We start from the raw sequence: 16,174 nt of genomic DNA, 5'->3' as shown, positions 1-16,174 counted from the left end.
GACCAGTCGGTCATCCTGTCCGGTGCAATTTCACTAACGCCTGGGCAAATCTTGCCGTTAATACTGTACAGGCCTTAGGAGTCATTCAGAAAAACTGTTTATCCTGGCGGCCGTGCGGACGCTTCTGGTATTCAGCCCTTCGATGCTCAGAGCCCCGCCGTACCCGTGGAAGGCATTGGAGATACGCCTGGGAAAATGTACGTGATCATAACTTATCAATTACCTTTCGACAAATGATGAAAGTGTCCCGACAAATCGGAAAGCCGGCTATAAGCAGTCAGGTGGTTACTTTGCTAATTGTGAAGATGCGTTTACCTTTGGACCTCAAAAAATCTTTGTAGAACTTCATACCTCTTGTGAAAAACGCATATAGTTTTCTATTTTTTTCTCTTTGCCTGCTCTGTTTGTCTTGCAAAAAGAAGCCTAACCTGGACGTAAACCCTGATATACCTGCAGATGTCTATGTCACTTTTTCAAACACATATAAAACATATGGCCAATACTGGAAAAATGGTGAGATTGTAAATCTGGCCACCCCTAATAATTTTGCAAATACCAGGGGAATTTTTGTATCGGACAACGACATATACGTTGTGGGGGACGCGTCAGCGAGTGGCAATGTCATATATTCCCCTTTTACTGGGCAATATTGGAAGAACGGCGTTGTATCAAATGTTGAAAATGGGATACCTGCGAAGCTATTATATGATGTTGTAGTTTCAGAGGGAGATGTATATATCACTGGAGATGGCCTTAATAGCGTGCAATCAAAAATGCAGGCTGCTTATTGGAAAAATGGCGTAGCAGTACCATTGAATGAAGCTAACGTTAGAGATTCCCGCGCACGAGGAATTTTTGTTGCTGGCAAAGATGTATACGTAGCAGGTTCACTTAACTTCCAAAATGAAACCGCCGTTTATTGGAAAAACGGGACAGTTGTAACCCTGGGCGACCCTCTGAACACTTCCTTCGCAACCTCAGTTGCTGTATCAGGCAATGACGTATATGTTGCTGGAAGTGAAAGCGGCAACATCGTTAGAAGAGCCAAATATTGGAAAAATGGGGTCGGCACTTTCCTCACAAATGGCTCAGAATTCGTTTCAGAAGCAGTTGATATAGCCGTTTCAGGTAAAGATGTATACTGCGTTGGAAATTTGCAGTATTACGACAACACCAGAGCTGCAAAACTCTGGAAAAACGGCATACCCCAAAGCCTTCCCGGGGCCATTCTGGTCTCCAGTGTTTTTGTGTTTAACAATGACGTATATGTGGCAGGTGAAGGTCTATATAACTCTATTAAGAGTCCTACGTATTGGAAAAATGGAGTACCGGTTATATTGCCCAATGAGGGTAATGGGCAACTTGCCAGTTCAATATTTGTAAAAAAACGATAGTCATTACACGGATGCAGCAGGAATATTCCAAACGATTGCCACAAAGTCCTGTTGGAAAGGCGAAAGGATTGGCTATTCCGCTCCGTGCCTCCCCTAATACCTCGGTTTTTAAGTGCAAATTTAACGAGCGGCACGCCCAGCAGTGAATATTGCAATGCATAAACGGTAGAGCAGCAGCGGGAAAAAATTATTCCCGCCAACGAAGTGCCTGTATAATTCGCTTCAAACAGCTATTATTTTTCCACAAGATCGCAATCCGTAACCAAGCCGTCGGAGGTCAGATGGACGAGTATATAGGTGTCCGGCTGATTGGACTTCAATTGGTAAGTTACGATTTCGCTTACGTCGCTTTCATGGCGTTGAATTCCCCGGCCAGCGACGTTTTCTGAATGAATAAAAGTTAATGATTTCAAAGTTTCCGGCTCTCGCATTCCTCCTGCAAAATCGCGTTTGGCTCCCAAAGTGAGGCCTGATGCCTCTTCCAGTATTTTACCACCTTTTACCATAGCCTGCAAAGCCGCCATGATTTTGGGTGTGCGCGACGGATCAGGATCGGCATTGATTTTATGGGGATCCGTAAGCGGCCCGATACGTGGCACTGTTCGCTCATAGCCTTGTTCTTTATCTTTAAGCGTGAAGCCGGTTACATTTCCATTGGCGTCGGGAATGAATGTCACAGAAACATTACGGTCAGTCGATGTAAACGTATTATTTGCGACGGGCAGAAATTCTTCATCAACAAAACCATCTTCTATGGTAAAAAGTCGCTGATTCTCTGCTTCAAAAGTGACAATTCGATTATTAAATAATTCATACCGACCTTCGAAGGCCGTTAAAGTTTGGGAATCCACAGCTACTGCGGCCGGTTTGGTCTTTACAGGAAATCCATCCCAGTGGTAATAGCCAGCGATAAAATCAACAATCCTGTTCATCATATGCGAGTTGTCGTTCGCATTGATCATGATCACAATGCCTTGTCCTTTGCCCACGCTAGCGGTAAGCAACGCATCAAACCCCTCGTCGCGCCCACTGTGACCGAAGCGGAGCGTAGTACTGTCACCCTGCAAAAAAACACCAAGACCATCCCTGTTTTTCTGTTCTGTCAACATCTGGCGGGTCATGGACTGAGATAATACATGTCCTGGTTTTCCAGCATAAGCACTCTGAATACCAATCGCGAATAAAGCCAGATCGGACGGTGTAGTCCACAATCCTGCTGCTGCCATCTCAGGATAAACGTGCCAGCGACCTTCTACTACACTTCGATTGTTGTAGTGACCGGATGCCGTCAATTTTGCCAGTTCTGGAGGTAAAGGTTGTTGGTAGGTACTGTTTTTCATACCAAGTGGCGAAAGAACATTATTTTTCATAAAGCCAGGAAAAACAGCACCAGTCACATCCCCTATCAGTTGTTGCATGACGGTGTAGCCACCACCCGAATACCTCCAACGGGAGCCCGGAACAAAGTCAACGCGAACCGGAGGCGTACTGGCCGGAGTTGTTCCATCCAGAATCTGAACTACCGAAGGGATCGTCACCCCTACAGCGTATCCCGGGAATCCGTGCACTGTAAGGCCGGTGGTATGACTTAGTATCCCGCGCAGTGTAACCTTTTTGTCATTTGTAAATTCATTATCAGGAACTTTCCAACTTTTAAGTTTTACATTAACGTCTTCATCCAGAAAAAGTTTATTATGTTCAACAAGATACAGAGCGCCCATAGCCGCAACCGATTTACTGACCGAGCCTGCCTGAAATAAAGTGCTCGTCGTGACAGGTATCTTTCCTTCCTTATCAATAAATCCATACGCCTGCGCCTTCAAGATTTTTCCGTCCTGAATGATAGCGAGGGACAAACCGGGGATACCCCGCTTCTGCATTTGGCTCCGGATGAAATCGTCCAGATCATCCGCGTTGACGTGAAATACAACTAATAAAAAGGAAATAATCAAAATGAGGCGTTGCTTTTTCATGGATGTTTTGGTCGAAATGGTCATTTATCTCAAATATCAATTAAAAAATTGTCACAGAAAGCATCGGCAGTCCAAAAGGTATCGCGTAGCGAAATTAGAGCAGTATATACGAATACAGTTCTTTCATTTCCTTTTTTGCTTTCAGGGATTTCAACCACAGCGGTGGCCCCCACTGCGGTGGCCGCAAAGCTAAAAGTTGTTATCCTGGCGTGTGTTAAGGATCGGTAAAAGAAGGTTAATGAACCGTAAAAATCTTTGCTTTCTTGCCATAAAACAGAATACTTAGTCTCGTTTCCATACACTCAATCTTATTTTTGGTTATCAAATCTACATTTCAATCTGGCTTCGGTCAAGATGTTCATTTACCGAACAACCTGCTGATTAATTTATCCCCTAAGGATTGAGAGAATTTGAATAATTTGAGCGGCGGGAGAAAAACAAAAAAGCTTGCAAACCTATGATTTTCAAGCTTTTAACTAATTTTGATTTGTTATCTGGCGGTCTGGACCGAACTGAATCTAATTCACAAAACGCTTATTTTCAATACTTTAAATGCTTTTAAAAATCTGTACTCACCAGATTTTGATTTTGCCGTCAATCTGGATTGAAAAAAAGACGAATTATTATTAACATTTCAAACCCTAAACATTTCATAATCCAAGCAAAGGGAGGTGTCGGTAAATTTCTTTTGATATATCTATTTTGCCCTTAAACACAATATAAGATCAGAATGCCTTTTCGTTGATCTGGATGCTTCAACACATACTGCTAGACGTCCGATGACTTTTGTAGATCCAGATCAGTTTGATATAGTAAGTCTGATGGATGAAAAAGGACTGCTGGTACGCGACAACTTGATCAACTATTCGCAATCAGCCGCTGAAAGCGAGTTTGAAGAAATGTATTTTGATGTTGGTACTCCGGAAAACGAACAGCTGCCATCGCTAGTGGAGTTTGATATTCCTTTCAAAATATTTGCCGAGCAGCTTGATTAAACACATATTTAATGGAAATCCTCTTGTAGAATTAATTTTTATATATTGTGTGAATTATTATAACGAACTTCATTTGCAAAAAGGGAACAATTTATTGGATCAATGCATATTTTGTACGCCAGATCAGACGCCCATATCCAAATCAAATGAAACAGGCAGTAGTTATCGCGTTTATTTGTTGGGTACTAAATATAGTTGTTCATGCCCAGAGTGTAAAATTCACCCACCTTACCACAAATGAAGGACTCGCACAAAGCCACGTCTCGGCAATACTGAAAGACAAAAAGGGTTTCATGTGGTTTGGAACTGAAGATGGATTAAATAAATATGACGGTTACGTTTTTACACATTACAAACATGACGCTTATGATAAAAACAGTATTTCGGATAGTTATATCCAGGATTTGCTAGAAGATAAGCAGGGCAATTTGTGGGTTGCGACTTCCAATGGGCTGGACAGATTTGACAGAAACAAAAACAGTTTTGTTCACTACATAACTCTGGATATCAACGACATTTTTGAGGATAGCAAAAACAGGATCTGGCTGGCTACGCAGCAAGGGTTGTTTCTGTTTAATCGGCAGAAAAAGACGTTTACACTGTTTTTACGCCCCGGGCACACGCAGGACAGCAAAACTAAAAATCCTGTCTACCGCATTGAAGAAAATAGCGAAGGTTCGCTGTGGCTGGGAACCGGAAACGGGCTGTACCAGGTCACAATCCGCAACGACAGGTATACCAGTAGAAGCATTGATATCAACTGCAGCAACTGTTCTCCGAAACCGCCAATCAGAGCTTTGAGTATGGACCATCGTGGGAATTTGTGGATTGGCACGAAAGGGGAAGGCATGTTTGTTTACAATCCTAAGAATAAGTCTTTCCATCACTTTTTCCATAGACCGACTGATCCCAATTCTATTGCGCAGAACGACATTCTTTCCATTCTTGAGGCCAGGGACGGCAAACTTTGGATAGGGACTGAAAATGGGGGAATCAGTGTTTACGACAGGCGTAAAGGGCAATTTCTGAATTACAAACACAAACCCAACGATCATGCTTCCTTAAGCAATAATTCTGTATACACAATCTATCAGGATGAAGCGGAAAATATTTGGGTGGGAACCTATGCCGGTGGCGTCGATCTCTTGCCGAAGTTTGGTGAAAAATTTCTTTCTTACAGGCACATACAGGGGGACCCGGGGAGCCTTACCGATAATGTAGTGCTCTCATTATGTGGGGACAGTTCGGAGAATAAAATATGGATTGGCACAGATGGCGGAGGCCTGAATGTATTTAACTATGACCAGAACACTTTTAAAAGTTACCGGCACGATCCCCGAAATGCAAATTCAATCAGCAATGACTATGTGATTTCTATCGTACGGGTTTCTGCCGATGTACTGGGATTGGGATACCACGAAGGCGGCTTCGATCTTTTTAACACCAAAACAGGCATTGCGAAACACCATTTGCCAAATACCAAGGATGCAAATAGTCTTTCCATTGCTGATGTCAACAACCTTTTTACCGATATAGACGGGAATTTATGGATCGGGACCTGGGGCGGTGGATTGAACTATTACAACATCAAAAGCAAGAAATTCAAACATTATCGTACTGACCCCGGTGACAGTACGAGTATTAGCTCGGACATTGTGACAACTGTTTTCCAGGATAAGAATCGGGTAATCTGGGTAGGAACCTATAACGGGCTGAACAAACTGGAAAGTGACAATCAGCATTTTACACGTTATCAGCGCAACCCGAAAAATATCTCTGGCCTGTCCCATAATAAGGTGCAGTGCATTCGGGAAGCGGCTGGCGGCAATTTGTGGATAGGAACTGTGGGGGGAGGGCTTAATTACTTTGATACCCATAAACAAACATTCAAAGCCTTTACCGAAAAAGACGGCCTGGCCAGTAACGTGGTTTTTGCAATGCTGGAAGACTCAAAGAAAAACTTGTGGCTGAGTACAAACAAAGGAATCTCGCGGCTCAATATCGCAAGCAAAACCTTCCGGAATTTTGGGGTGAATGACGGGCTTCAAAGCAATGAATTCCGTGACAACTCGTGCTTTGTTACCAAAGCCGGGCAGATGTTTTTTGGTGGCGTGAATGGTTTCAGCACATTCTTTCCCGACAGTATCAGGTATAATGCCTTCATTCCCCCGGTTTATCTTACCAGCTTCGAGATCTTCAATAAAACGGTTGCCGTGGGTGATAAATCCGCCATTCTGAAAAGCGATATCAGCGATACGAAGTCTATTACTCTTTCTTACAAACAGTCCGTATTTACATTTCAATTTGCCTCACTCAGTTATACTATTCCTGAGAAAAACCAGTATGCATACAAATTGGAAGGGTTTGATCCAGATTGGAGTTATGTTGGAAACAAGCGGACGGCCACTTACACAAATCTTGACCCCGGAACTTACACTTTCAGGTTCAGGGCATCCAACAACGATGGGGTATGGAATAACAAAGGCAATTTTGTAAAAATTATCATTACCCCGCCGTTCTGGCATACCTGGTGGTTCAGGCTGATTTCGCTGATTGGCATTACCGGCCTGTTGATCCTTACTTACAAACTCCGCACCCATTCCAGCCGCAGGCAGAAGAAATTGCTTGTAACAAAAGTCAGACAGCGCACCATGCAACTCGAAGCGGCGATCGAAGAAGAAAGGAAAGCAAAACAAGTCGCGGAAATCGCGATTGAGGAAGAAAAAAAAGCGAAGAAGGAGGCAGAGTTGGCCAGCCTTGCAAAAAGCTCCTTTCTGGCTGTCATGAGCCATGAGATCCGGACTCCTATGAACGGGGTAATTGGTATGGCTTCGCTGTTGGCGGAAACCGACCTGGATGAAGAACAACTCAATTACACAAGAGCTATACAGGCTAGCGGTAGTAGCTTGCTCACTGTGATCAATGATATTCTGGACTTTTCCAAAATAGAGTCCGGGAATATGGAACTGGAAGAAAGAGCTTTCAATCTCAGGAACTGCATCGAAGATGTGATGGATGTTTTTATGCCAAAAATGGTCGAGTCGAGGCTAAATCTGTTGTATAAAATCAGTCACGATGTGCCCGAGCAACTGATTGGCGACGGGCAGAGGCTTCGTCAAATTTTGATCAACTTGATAGGGAACGCCATTAAGTTTACCAACGAGGGCGAGGTGATGTTGCGTGTAAGCCTGGATGGCAGGTCAGATGACAACCAGGTCGGATTGTACTTTGAAGTCAGGGACAGCGGGATTGGTATTTCCGAAAGCAAGAGGAATCGCCTGTTTAAGGCTTTTTCACAGGTAGACTCTTCGACAAGCCGACAATACGGCGGCACTGGCCTGGGTCTCGCCATTTGTCAAAAGCTGGTGAACCTTATGGGGGGAACCATTGGTGTGACCAGCAATGAAGGCGAGGGCAGTACGTTCTATTTTTCGATTGTTGCCAGGAAGCAGATTTCACTGGATCAAACCCAGCCAGGCGATCAGCCCCATTCTGGAGCAACCGAAATCCAGGTCACGGACGATAATAGCAGTAGTCGTAAAATTTTGTATCAGGATTTTTCCAAAAAATATCCTTTGAAGATATTGGTTGCAGAGGATAACAAAGTGAATCAAATTGTGATCCTGAAAGTGTTGGGTAAGCTTGGCTACCAGGTTGAGATGGTTACCGATGGCCTGGAAGCTGTGAAAAGGACGATGCAAAAAAAAGAGTTTGACTTAATATTAATGGATGTACAGATGCCTGGTATGGATGGTCTTGAAGCGACTAAAAAGATCAGGGAAACTAACCCTGCCAGGCCTTACATAATTGCTATGACGGCCAATGCTCTGCAGGAAGATCGGCAGCAATGCCTTGCCGCAGGGATGAATGATTATATCAGCAAGCCGGTAAACCTGGAAGAACTAATGGAAATGCTGGAAGAATTGTCACAAAAAATACAAGGATGACAAGTTCCCTGGCAAAAACGTGCTCCGCTTTAGGCCGCCCAGCCCTGCGCTTGGAGAGTAGGTCAACCAGTCGTCAAACGGATGAACTGGCAGAAACAGGTACACATCCGCGCTCGCTTTACCGCTTGTTGCGGTTTGTGCTAGTGTTGGCATTTTTACAGAGGATGCAACCAAACGCTTTGGAATGACTGTACCAAAGCGGAAGATGGCCTTGAGGCGATCAGGACACATCATCCCCAGGTCGTCTTTCTTGTTATTGAGATGCCTAACATGAATGGATTTCAATTGCTGGATACCCTGGAATACATCGATTTTACTAACGTCTTTGTAGCCGTGTAAGACAAGTTTGCAGTAAAGGCTTTTAAATTCAGTGCGCTAGACTACCTTCTTAAACCTACCGATCCCAAAGACCTGATGCTGGCGGCACAAAAAGCAGAGCGTAGCTTTGGGATCAGCCAGCAGCAACTTGATTTGCTCCGGCAACAGATGCAGACAGCCTCACCTTTTCCCGAAAAATTTGCTTTACCCTACGTAAACGGAATTATTATCGTCGAGCTCAAAAACATAATCTGTTGCCAGGCTGATGACAATTATACCTTTTTCCATCTGGTAAACGGACAAAAGTGCTCGTCGAAAAAACTTCAACGAGTTTCCTGATGTAAATTTTGCTGACCCAATGTTAAAATATGCTGACTTATCGGGTGATGGGCTTCAGTATCTTGTCCTCTGATATCAACCTTTCAAAAGTGACGAGCTTACAGGCTAACCGGATCATGTTAGGCAAAATTGAAGTTCCATTGGGAGGCAGCCATAAGCATGAATTCCTCAAAATATTGGGTGTTTAGCCTAAAATTCAAACCCTGATCATTTTTTTAAACGGTCGATAAGATTATAAGTGTACCGCAAAGGCGTATCTCTTCCGTTAACATAGTCAAGCACATTCGGAATTACCTGATAATCAGGAATAACACCCCTATCAGTATAAAAGGATGCTTCGACTTGATTTAGATATTTTAATCCTGGAATAATAACCTGAACGCGGCTGTTCGGCAGTTCTATTTTCATTGTTTGACCTGATGTATTTCCCAAATACCCTCCGCCTGTTTCTTCACCTATGAATATCGCTCTTTCATTACTTTTTGCGATCGCGCAAAATTCGGCAGAGACAGAAAAAGTCAGACCATTGATCAGGACAAATACATTACCTGCAAATCTATTTACCTGCGGAGACAATGTTCCAAGTAACAGATTCTCTTCCCTTTTAAAAACCTTGCTGGTCGACTCTATCGACGCATAATACCTGAATGGTTTACTTGTCAGGTATGAATAAAGAAGTGCCCCATACTCATCCTGACCGCCTGCATTGTCACGCAGGTCAATTACCAGATTATGAATCCTCCTTTCGTTCAACTCTGAAAAGCTCTTGGCAAGAAACTTCTCAAAATCCTGCTCTGCTGCTTCCAGTCGGCGCCTGTCAAAGGTTTTAATAGTAAGCAGCCCAACACCCTTCCACGGATATTCCATACTTAGCATCTGAGTGTTCTTGCGGTAGGCCCCGATTTTGCACTCGAAATCGCTGGCGAGTCGTGCTGGGATCTGGACTTTGCCAATTTTACCATTGCTCTTTTTATAGGTTATTGAAAAAAAGTCTTTAATCCCAAAAATCCAGCAATACAAAAACGGGAATGCTCCATTATTATTAAGGGTCTGGCTTTTCTTGGTTTCAATACTTCCATCGGAAGGGAGATAGTTGAATAACTTCTTTCTGACTTCTAAAATCGGCTTGTCGTCAATCGATAAAATTTCAGTTCCCACTGGGAGGCTGTCGGTATTATTGCAGCTAACAAACGCCTTATTATTAACAAAATACAGATATAGCGGGAACAGTTTTGTCGATTCCAAATACCTTTCAACCAAAATGGAAGAGATATTCGAACCCGTATGCCCGTCCTGAATTTCACTGATTGCAAACAGTACCATTTTGGCAAATTCCAGCCTGGTTTGTGGTCCTGTTATCGAAAGCAAGCAGCTATCAAGTACAGCTTCAAGCATCTCCCTTGACTTAAAGCGGTATAACCCCGGGTGCTCGCGATGAAGATAATTACGAAAAACGACAAAATCCATCGCCAGCATTTCCGGGCTGATCAGTGCCTCAAAGTCGCTGATGCCTTCTTTTTTGCTTTCTGGTCCCATAGAGGAGATGCGAGTAAAACAAGAATCCTTCCCATTCAATAGCACAACAAAATCATAGCTATTATCGGGAACAACTTGAAAGGATATCGAGTCGATATCAGTGTAAAATGTAAGATTGTGTTTGGTTTCAGGCCTCAAAACCTGGTAGACATCGGGCTTTTGCTCTGGAGAAAGGCTCCAGATTCCCTCGCGGATTACATATCCGTCTTTGATCTTTACATGGGTGGCGCTTGCTTTGATAATTGGCAAATTATGCTGCGCATTGCATATTATTGACAAGCTCAACAGAAAAAAACAGATAATACCTACCCCTACCCAAAAAGGGTTAACTCCGATTAGTTTCATAATTTTATAGGATTTGATTTCGTACTATTTTTCCGAAAAATGGATATAGCGGTAGTAGCCTAGAAATGCAGCTGCCAAACTGAATGCAATTATTGCAAATGAAAGAGTGCCCCAGGGAAGCGTATAATTGATTAGTGTTAAGCCAATTCCCAGCCCGGAAAAAATGAAAGTCCATTTGATGCTGGATTTCCTTTCCTTCCAAGGTTTGTCATTTAAAATTACGGCGGCAAGTTCTTCCGGCACCCTTAGCTCCAACGCCTTTCTTTTGATCTGATAATCAAAAAAACGGCTGAACATTTCCAGGATAAACACCATCGCTAACCCAAGGCAAATGATGGCAAGGCATATTTTAAGCATATCGCTATCAACAAAAACCTCACTGACTGTTTGAGCATTCGAGTTCCAGGGAACTATACCGGCAAAAATCGTAAATGTTATCTTTTTCATATTTTATGCTTATATCGGATTAGACAGCCGCGAATCCTTTTTGTTTCAAAATTCAGTTGAAATTTAATTGCCTCAATTCCCCCTGAAATTCCCGGTAATTCTCGATGACCAGAAAGAGGGTCAAAGCGGCGACGAAAGCTGTCGCCGCATAAAGCGTGATTGAGCTCTCACTGCTAAGAAGATCGAGCAATGGTTTGCCAAAAAGAAAAAAAGTAGTCCCCAGAACAATAACTGAAAACATCCAAATACAGCCAATGATTAATCTTTGCCTAATTGGGTTGGTTTTAGGTTTTATCAGTTGGCTCATCACCAGCTTAGACAAATCGAATTCCAATTGCGGTTTGGATTGCTGTCCAACTACATTAAACAGCAATGTATACTCCCGGACTCTCATCTGACAGCTCTCACAATGCCGGGTGTGCTCTTTCGCGTCCTGACCAACAGCCTCCTCATGAAAGACGTGCTGCTGAATTTCGATATCGGTTAAATGAATTGTTTTCATAACATCCCGTTTTTATACGCAGTTAATAACTGATCCTTTAATACTTTCCTTGCCCTAAAAAGATAACTCTTAACTGTTCCCTCTGGAAGGCTTACAATACGACCGATTTCGATGTAGCTCATCTCTTCCTGGTGATATAGTGTGATGAGGGTTTTATAAAGCGGTGAAAGTTTATTGATCTCATTTTCCAATATTTTTGACCTTTCACTATTTATCAGTTGCTTTTCCAGGTCACTCTCAAAAATATCCGAGCCATCGGCAAACCCGTCTTGCCAATCCTCAACTTCATTTTGCAAACTTGGATGGTCAACAACGGTTAGTTTACTTTTTTGCAGATAATTGGAGCATGTGTTAAATGTGATCTGCCATATCCAGGTAGAAAGCTTTGACTGGAATTTAAAACTGCCAAGCTTATAAAAAACTTTTAAATAAACGTCCTGAGCAATATCACGGCGGTCTTCCGAATTAACCACCATTTTAAAAATAATCTGCGTGACCAATCCTTGAGTGCGATCGATCACAGAACGGAATGCCTCAGTGTCGCCATGTAATATACGGGCCACTAAAAGCTTTTCGGCAAGTCTGTCATTCGCATCGTCGTCCATCGATTGGATTAGACAGAGGGCTTGTAAAAAAGTTGCAGATCAGACAACCAAGCTATCCTTGGCGGAAGAATTTGACAGCCCGCTTTTCCTGAATTTGGAAACAAAAAAGCCAAAGGAAAGACAAAAAAGCGTAAGCAAGGAAACGTTAATGAAGGATTCAGGATAATGGGTGATGCGCAGGTCGGGTTCAACGAAATGCACAAATGCGGCAAGACCGGCTAGGGATAAAAATAAAAAAGACAAAAAAGACATCCGGAAAAAGTCAAACCCTTTACATCCCGAAATCCTCCGTTTCCACAGCCACCTGCCAGCGTAAACACTGCAAATAACTATCGAAAACCCAAAAATGGCCATAGCTTCCCTGTTCTGAGACAAAGGTAACGACAGGCTGTACAAAAAGAAAAGCAGCAGAAGGCAGCAAAACGAAACATGGACCGCAGTCCGTGTTCCAAACCAGTTGCCGAGACCTGTTAAAAAAGTTTTCATTCGCGTTCAGTAAGTTAAAGTACAGAATTCAGTTTCACACTTTTGCCTTAATGCAAGTTTCGTCTTTTTCGCATTTTTTCAAAATCGTGAAGTTCCCTGCATTTATTCCTAACCGTTTTATTCCGAGAGGTACCGGAAAGTGTTACAATATTGCGATTTGCAAAAACAACGCCTTTATAATCGGGATCAAAAGCTTAAAACCGCCATTTTGACCCATCATCTTTTGCATCACCTGATACTCAAAACCGGACTCTGGTGCTCATATTCGCACAAATCGATCGCATTTTTTTTATAGCCATTGTGACCTTGCTCCTTTCAGCATCTGGTTTGTTTGCGCAAATTTCATTGAATACAGACAAGCGCAGCAAAGAAATTGGCATGCGTAAAGTTCTCGGGGCTTCCTTATCCCAGATCATTGTATCTGTAAATCAGCAGTTCGTGCGCATCCTTTTGGCTGTATTTGTGGCTGGCTCGACTTTCGGTATCTGTTTACCAGCAAGTTCATTTTTCAATTCATCTTCAAATATCATCCCGATGCAGGGCCGGAGCCATATATTGGGACATTCCTGGCCGTTACGCTTTGCTGCTCCATTATCATAGGTTCGAAAGTGTATTATGCTGCAACGGCAAATCCGATAGAAAGCCTACGTGCAGACTAGTCCCTTTTTTAATATCTCAGGCTTGACGATTAACTTTGCGACATAAATTAAGTATTAAACACCCTGAACAAGATTGGGGTGTTTTTATTTGTATTCGACCCTCGGTTTTCTTTCGTTTTAACATAAGAGAGATAAATCAAATCTATGAAGAAGGCTGTTTTCATAAAGTGTTTTATTAACTTCAATTAGAAAGGTTTAAATATTGCCAGTTAAATTCTGTCGATTAAGTCTTTTTCCCCCTTTATACTGGTGGGTCCAGTAGGCAACCTTCATAGACACGAACCCTACTCCAGCACCGACCAAAACGTCACTAATATAATGTCGGTTATTGGCAACCCGGAGAATCCCTACCGAGGAAGCTACAGTATAGGAAGCATATGGCATCCATTTATATGTGCCTTTGTATTCTTCGCTCAGGAAAGTTGCTGCCGCAAAGGCCTGTGTGGTGTGCCCGGAGGGAAAAGAGTTATAAGAACTCCCATCCGGCCGCTGGATATGGAATGCCTTTTTCAAAACCGTAACCGTTGAAATGGCCAGGATCTCGCCCTTCATAAGAATTACCGAACGGTTGACAAAATCCGTTTTGGATTTAACCCCCGCTGCATCCAGTCCATAGGCAACTGCCAAAGGAGAGAACTGAAGATAATCATCCAGCCTTGTTTTAAACCTGGGAATATGTTCATTCCGCTCTTCGGCTATTTCATTTTTGATCGACTCCCGAGAATGGCCATTAGCGATGAAGCCTGCCAGTATAAGAGCAGAGGGTGCATATAGCTGACGAAATGAAAAACGCAGCTCCTTCCGGGTAGAATCTGCGGATTGCGAAAATGCTGAAAAATGTAATACAACCAGAATAAGAAGCGTAGCCTGGACCTTTTTCATGATAGGAAAGGAAACAATTTGATTTTTATATACCTATTTAATCTCAATTCTGGCTGTAATCATCACATCTGCTTCACTCAGCTTTAAGCCTTCGGCGTTCTTTTTTTCATTTTCAGACTATCCGCAGGATATTTATTTTTCAGCATCGTCATTTGCTGCTTTGCCCAGTTGATCATCACCTGGCGTTGCTGATCGGTCAGATTTGCCTCTTGATGCAGCCCTAAAAATGTATAGGATTTCAGCGGCATTTCCTTTTCATCTACCATTTCAATGATCTCATCGAATTTATGATTCTGGACGGCAACCGGAAGTTTTGTGAAAGTGGAGAAGTTCAATTCTCTTTTTCCCTCCTGAACGTGATCATCCAGAAACCAGGCGACTGGCTGGATATTGACATACCAGGGATAAGCTGTTTTATTACTATGACAATCATCGCATGCCACCTTTAGAATTTCCTTTACTTCACCGGAAACCGGGTATTTCAACGCAATGTTGTGCGTCTGATCATCGGAAAGATTTTTCTCCGGCCTGAAAAATTGTATGATCACCAGAATGGCAAACAAACCGAGTGCTATTTTTTTGAACATAAGAGAGATGATTTATGGTGAATAAAGGTGAATGCTATTTAACCTGCTACGGAAACACCAATCAGTCTTCCGATTCCAAAAGTGACAGCAGCGGCTGCAAGTCCGAAAAGAACCTGCCTGAAACCAGAATACCAGACACTTTTCCCGGTAAATAAGGTGATGGCTGCCCCGATCAGAAACAGTCCGAATGCACTGAAAACAGTACTTGCCAGTATCGCCTGAATACCGCTTAGAAAAAAGTACGGAGATACAGGAATGATTGCGCCAACTGAAAACAAAAGAAAGGAAGTCACGGCGGCTTCCATCGCAGAACCTTTCAGATCTTCCACATTAATGCCGAGCTCTTCTTTGATCAGAATTGCCATTGTATCGTCCTTACTCGCCATGATGTCACGAGCCATTTTCAGGGCTTGTTGCTGCGGGATTCCTTTTGCCTGATAAATGAGTGCAATTTCCTTTTCTTCACCGGCGGGATTGGTTTCGAGTTCGTCCATTTCCAGCTGCATCTGATTCTCACTGAGCTCCTGAGAACTTTTAACAGAAATCCACTCGCCCAGAGCCATCGATAAAGCACCCGCCAGAAGACCGGCGAGGCCTGTCAGCAGTATTTCCCTTTGCCCTATGGCAGCACCCGCAATTCCCATCACCAGACTGAAATTGGAAACAAGTCCATCATTTCCGCCTAATACCGCAGCCCGTAACGCATTGCCTCCGACTGACCTGTGTCTTTTTTCAAACCGGGTAAGCGTTGATCCGGCAATCTTGGGATTGTTATCCAAAATATTTTTCAATATCGCCACATGCGCTGTGTCGGAAATTGAACTTACAGATTTGTTCTTATTTCTAGCACTGGCAACAGACGACGAAATACTCTTTTCCGTATCCAGAAGCACCCCCAATATGTAGTCATATCCAAAAATTTTACCGATCGTTTTCAGGATTTTCGCTCTCGCAGACGGGCCCGGTAGTTGCGACAAATGCAGCTCATTCTTAGCCATAAATGCCAGTGCATGGCCATGCTCTATTTCACTCATCTGGCTGAAAACGCTTGCCACATTTTCGTCTTCCTCGTTTTTTGCAAGAATTCCGTACAGGAAAGATGCGTCAATTTCGGTTTGAATGTTTTTAAGACTGACCATGGTTTGTTTACAGTTTAAAA

At 43.0% G+C, this 16,174-nt stretch carries 14 protein-coding genes; 5 read left to right on the top strand and 9 right to left on the bottom strand.

What is annotated here, in order from left to right; translation table 11 throughout:
• Positions 1-404: 404 nt before the first annotated feature.
• Positions 405-1,394 carry a hypothetical protein gene (locus tag AC1XUD_RS19970; RefSeq protein ID WP_483362786.1) on the top strand — a complete coding sequence of 330 codons (990 nt, stop codon included), beginning with the start codon at positions 405-407 and terminating at the stop codon, positions 1,392-1,394.
• Positions 1,395-1,627: 233 nt separating this feature from the next.
• Here the strand turns inward: AC1XUD_RS19970 and AC1XUD_RS19965 are convergent, their stop codons facing one another.
• Positions 1,628-3,367, bottom strand: coding sequence for a serine hydrolase (locus AC1XUD_RS19965; protein WP_483362785.1), 1,740 nt, complete (start codon positions 3,365-3,367; stop codon positions 1,628-1,630).
• Between the two features lie 779 nt (positions 3,368-4,146).
• Between AC1XUD_RS19965 and AC1XUD_RS19960 the strand changes: the two genes are divergently transcribed.
• The 3 genes from AC1XUD_RS19960 (at position 4,147) to AC1XUD_RS19950 (ending at position 9,154) form a co-directional block, all read left to right on the top strand.
• Positions 4,147-4,362, top strand: a complete 216-nt coding sequence (locus tag AC1XUD_RS19960) for a hypothetical protein (RefSeq protein WP_483362784.1) — start codon at positions 4,147-4,149, stop codon at positions 4,360-4,362.
• 146 nt (positions 4,363-4,508) lie between these two features.
• Positions 4,509-8,309 (top strand): hybrid sensor histidine kinase/response regulator, encoded by a 3,801-nt coding sequence (locus AC1XUD_RS19955; protein ID WP_483362783.1) that lies wholly within the window; start codon positions 4,509-4,511, stop codon positions 8,307-8,309.
• 686 nt (positions 8,310-8,995) lie between these two features.
• A complete protein-coding gene (locus tag AC1XUD_RS19950; protein ID WP_483362782.1) occupies positions 8,996-9,154 on the top strand; it encodes a hypothetical protein in 159 nt (52 codons plus the stop codon).
• 19 nt (positions 9,155-9,173) lie between these two features.
• Here the strand turns inward: AC1XUD_RS19950 and AC1XUD_RS19945 are convergent, their stop codons facing one another.
• The 5 genes from AC1XUD_RS19945 to AC1XUD_RS19925 are packed head-to-tail and all read right to left on the bottom strand — an operon-like array spanning position 9,174 to position 12,887.
• Positions 9,174-10,847: a S41 family peptidase gene (locus tag AC1XUD_RS19945; protein WP_483362781.1), complete on the bottom strand. Its 1,674-nt coding sequence runs from the start codon at positions 10,845-10,847 to the stop codon at positions 9,174-9,176.
• 24 nt (positions 10,848-10,871) lie between these two features.
• Complete coding sequence (locus tag AC1XUD_RS19940; RefSeq protein WP_483362780.1) at positions 10,872-11,294, bottom strand: hypothetical protein; 423 nt, start codon at positions 11,292-11,294, stop codon at positions 10,872-10,874.
• A gap of 52 nt (positions 11,295-11,346) precedes the next feature.
• On the bottom strand, positions 11,347-11,796 hold the full coding sequence (locus AC1XUD_RS19935) for a hypothetical protein (RefSeq protein ID WP_483362779.1): 450 nt from the start codon (positions 11,794-11,796) through the stop codon (positions 11,347-11,349).
• Positions 11,793-12,401: an RNA polymerase sigma factor gene (locus tag AC1XUD_RS19930; RefSeq protein WP_483362778.1), complete on the bottom strand. Its 609-nt coding sequence runs from the start codon at positions 12,399-12,401 to the stop codon at positions 11,793-11,795. The genes AC1XUD_RS19935 and AC1XUD_RS19930 overlap by 4 nt, the downstream gene beginning before the upstream one ends.
• A gap of 39 nt (positions 12,402-12,440) precedes the next feature.
• Positions 12,441-12,887, bottom strand: coding sequence for a hypothetical protein (locus AC1XUD_RS19925; protein ID WP_483362777.1), 447 nt, complete (start codon positions 12,885-12,887; stop codon positions 12,441-12,443).
• A gap of 255 nt (positions 12,888-13,142) precedes the next feature.
• On the opposite strand from AC1XUD_RS19925, the gene AC1XUD_RS19920 reads away from it, so the two are divergent.
• The gene (locus AC1XUD_RS19920; RefSeq protein WP_483362776.1) at positions 13,143-13,487 is read left to right on the top strand and encodes an ABC transporter permease; all 345 of its coding nucleotides are present in this window, start codon (positions 13,143-13,145) and stop codon (positions 13,485-13,487) included.
• A gap of 254 nt (positions 13,488-13,741) precedes the next feature.
• Here the strand turns inward: AC1XUD_RS19920 and AC1XUD_RS19915 are convergent, their stop codons facing one another.
• The 3 genes from AC1XUD_RS19915 to AC1XUD_RS19905 all read right to left on the bottom strand — a co-directional run bounded on the left by AC1XUD_RS19915 (position 13,742) and on the right by AC1XUD_RS19905 (position 16,154).
• Positions 13,742-14,428 (bottom strand): phosphatase PAP2 family protein, encoded by a 687-nt coding sequence (locus AC1XUD_RS19915; protein WP_483362775.1) that lies wholly within the window; start codon positions 14,426-14,428, stop codon positions 13,742-13,744.
• Between the two features lie 83 nt (positions 14,429-14,511).
• Positions 14,512-15,015 carry a heme-binding domain-containing protein gene (locus AC1XUD_RS19910; RefSeq protein WP_483362774.1) on the bottom strand — a complete coding sequence of 168 codons (504 nt, stop codon included), beginning with the start codon at positions 15,013-15,015 and terminating at the stop codon, positions 14,512-14,514.
• A gap of 38 nt (positions 15,016-15,053) precedes the next feature.
• The gene (locus tag AC1XUD_RS19905) at positions 15,054-16,154 is read right to left on the bottom strand and encodes a VIT1/CCC1 transporter family protein (protein WP_483362773.1); all 1,101 of its coding nucleotides are present in this window, start codon (positions 16,152-16,154) and stop codon (positions 15,054-15,056) included.
• Between the last annotated feature and the right edge of the window lie 20 nt (positions 16,155-16,174).

The sequence above is a fragment of the Dyadobacter sp. HNCC25DJ184 genome (assembly GCF_056895215.1).
This window is presented reverse-complemented; position numbering and strand designations above follow the sequence as displayed.

What these genes read in the sequence shown, in the direction of transcription:
- AC1XUD_RS19915 (WP_483362775.1), bottom strand. Translation starts at nt 14,428, where the DNA reads ATGAAAAAGGTCCAGGCTACGCTTCTTATTCTGGTTGTATTACATTTT.
- AC1XUD_RS19965 (WP_483362785.1), bottom strand. Translation starts at nt 3,367, where the DNA reads ATGAAAAAGCAACGCCTCATTTTGATTATTTCCTTTTTATTAGTTGTA.
- AC1XUD_RS19940 (WP_483362780.1), bottom strand. Translation starts at nt 11,294, where the DNA reads ATGAAAAAGATAACATTTACGATTTTTGCCGGTATAGTTCCCTGGAAC.
- AC1XUD_RS19955 (WP_483362783.1), top strand. Translation starts at nt 4,509, where the DNA reads ATGAAACAGGCAGTAGTTATCGCGTTTATTTGTTGGGTACTAAATATA.
- AC1XUD_RS19905 (WP_483362773.1), bottom strand. Translation starts at nt 16,154, where the DNA reads ATGGTCAGTCTTAAAAACATTCAAACCGAAATTGACGCATCTTTCCTG.
- AC1XUD_RS19925 (WP_483362777.1), bottom strand. Translation starts at nt 12,887, where the DNA reads ATGAAAACTTTTTTAACAGGTCTCGGCAACTGGTTTGGAACACGGACT.
- AC1XUD_RS19910 (WP_483362774.1), bottom strand. Translation starts at nt 15,015, where the DNA reads ATGTTCAAAAAAATAGCACTCGGTTTGTTTGCCATTCTGGTGATCATA.
- AC1XUD_RS19960 (WP_483362784.1), top strand. Translation starts at nt 4,147, where the DNA reads ATGACTTTTGTAGATCCAGATCAGTTTGATATAGTAAGTCTGATGGAT.
- AC1XUD_RS19945 (WP_483362781.1), bottom strand. Translation starts at nt 10,847, where the DNA reads ATGAAACTAATCGGAGTTAACCCTTTTTGGGTAGGGGTAGGTATTATC.
- AC1XUD_RS19950 (WP_483362782.1), top strand. Translation starts at nt 8,996, where the DNA reads ATGCTGACTTATCGGGTGATGGGCTTCAGTATCTTGTCCTCTGATATC.
- AC1XUD_RS19935 (WP_483362779.1), bottom strand. Translation starts at nt 11,796, where the DNA reads ATGAAAACAATTCATTTAACCGATATCGAAATTCAGCAGCACGTCTTT.
- AC1XUD_RS19930 (WP_483362778.1), bottom strand. Translation starts at nt 12,401, where the DNA reads ATGGACGACGATGCGAATGACAGACTTGCCGAAAAGCTTTTAGTGGCC.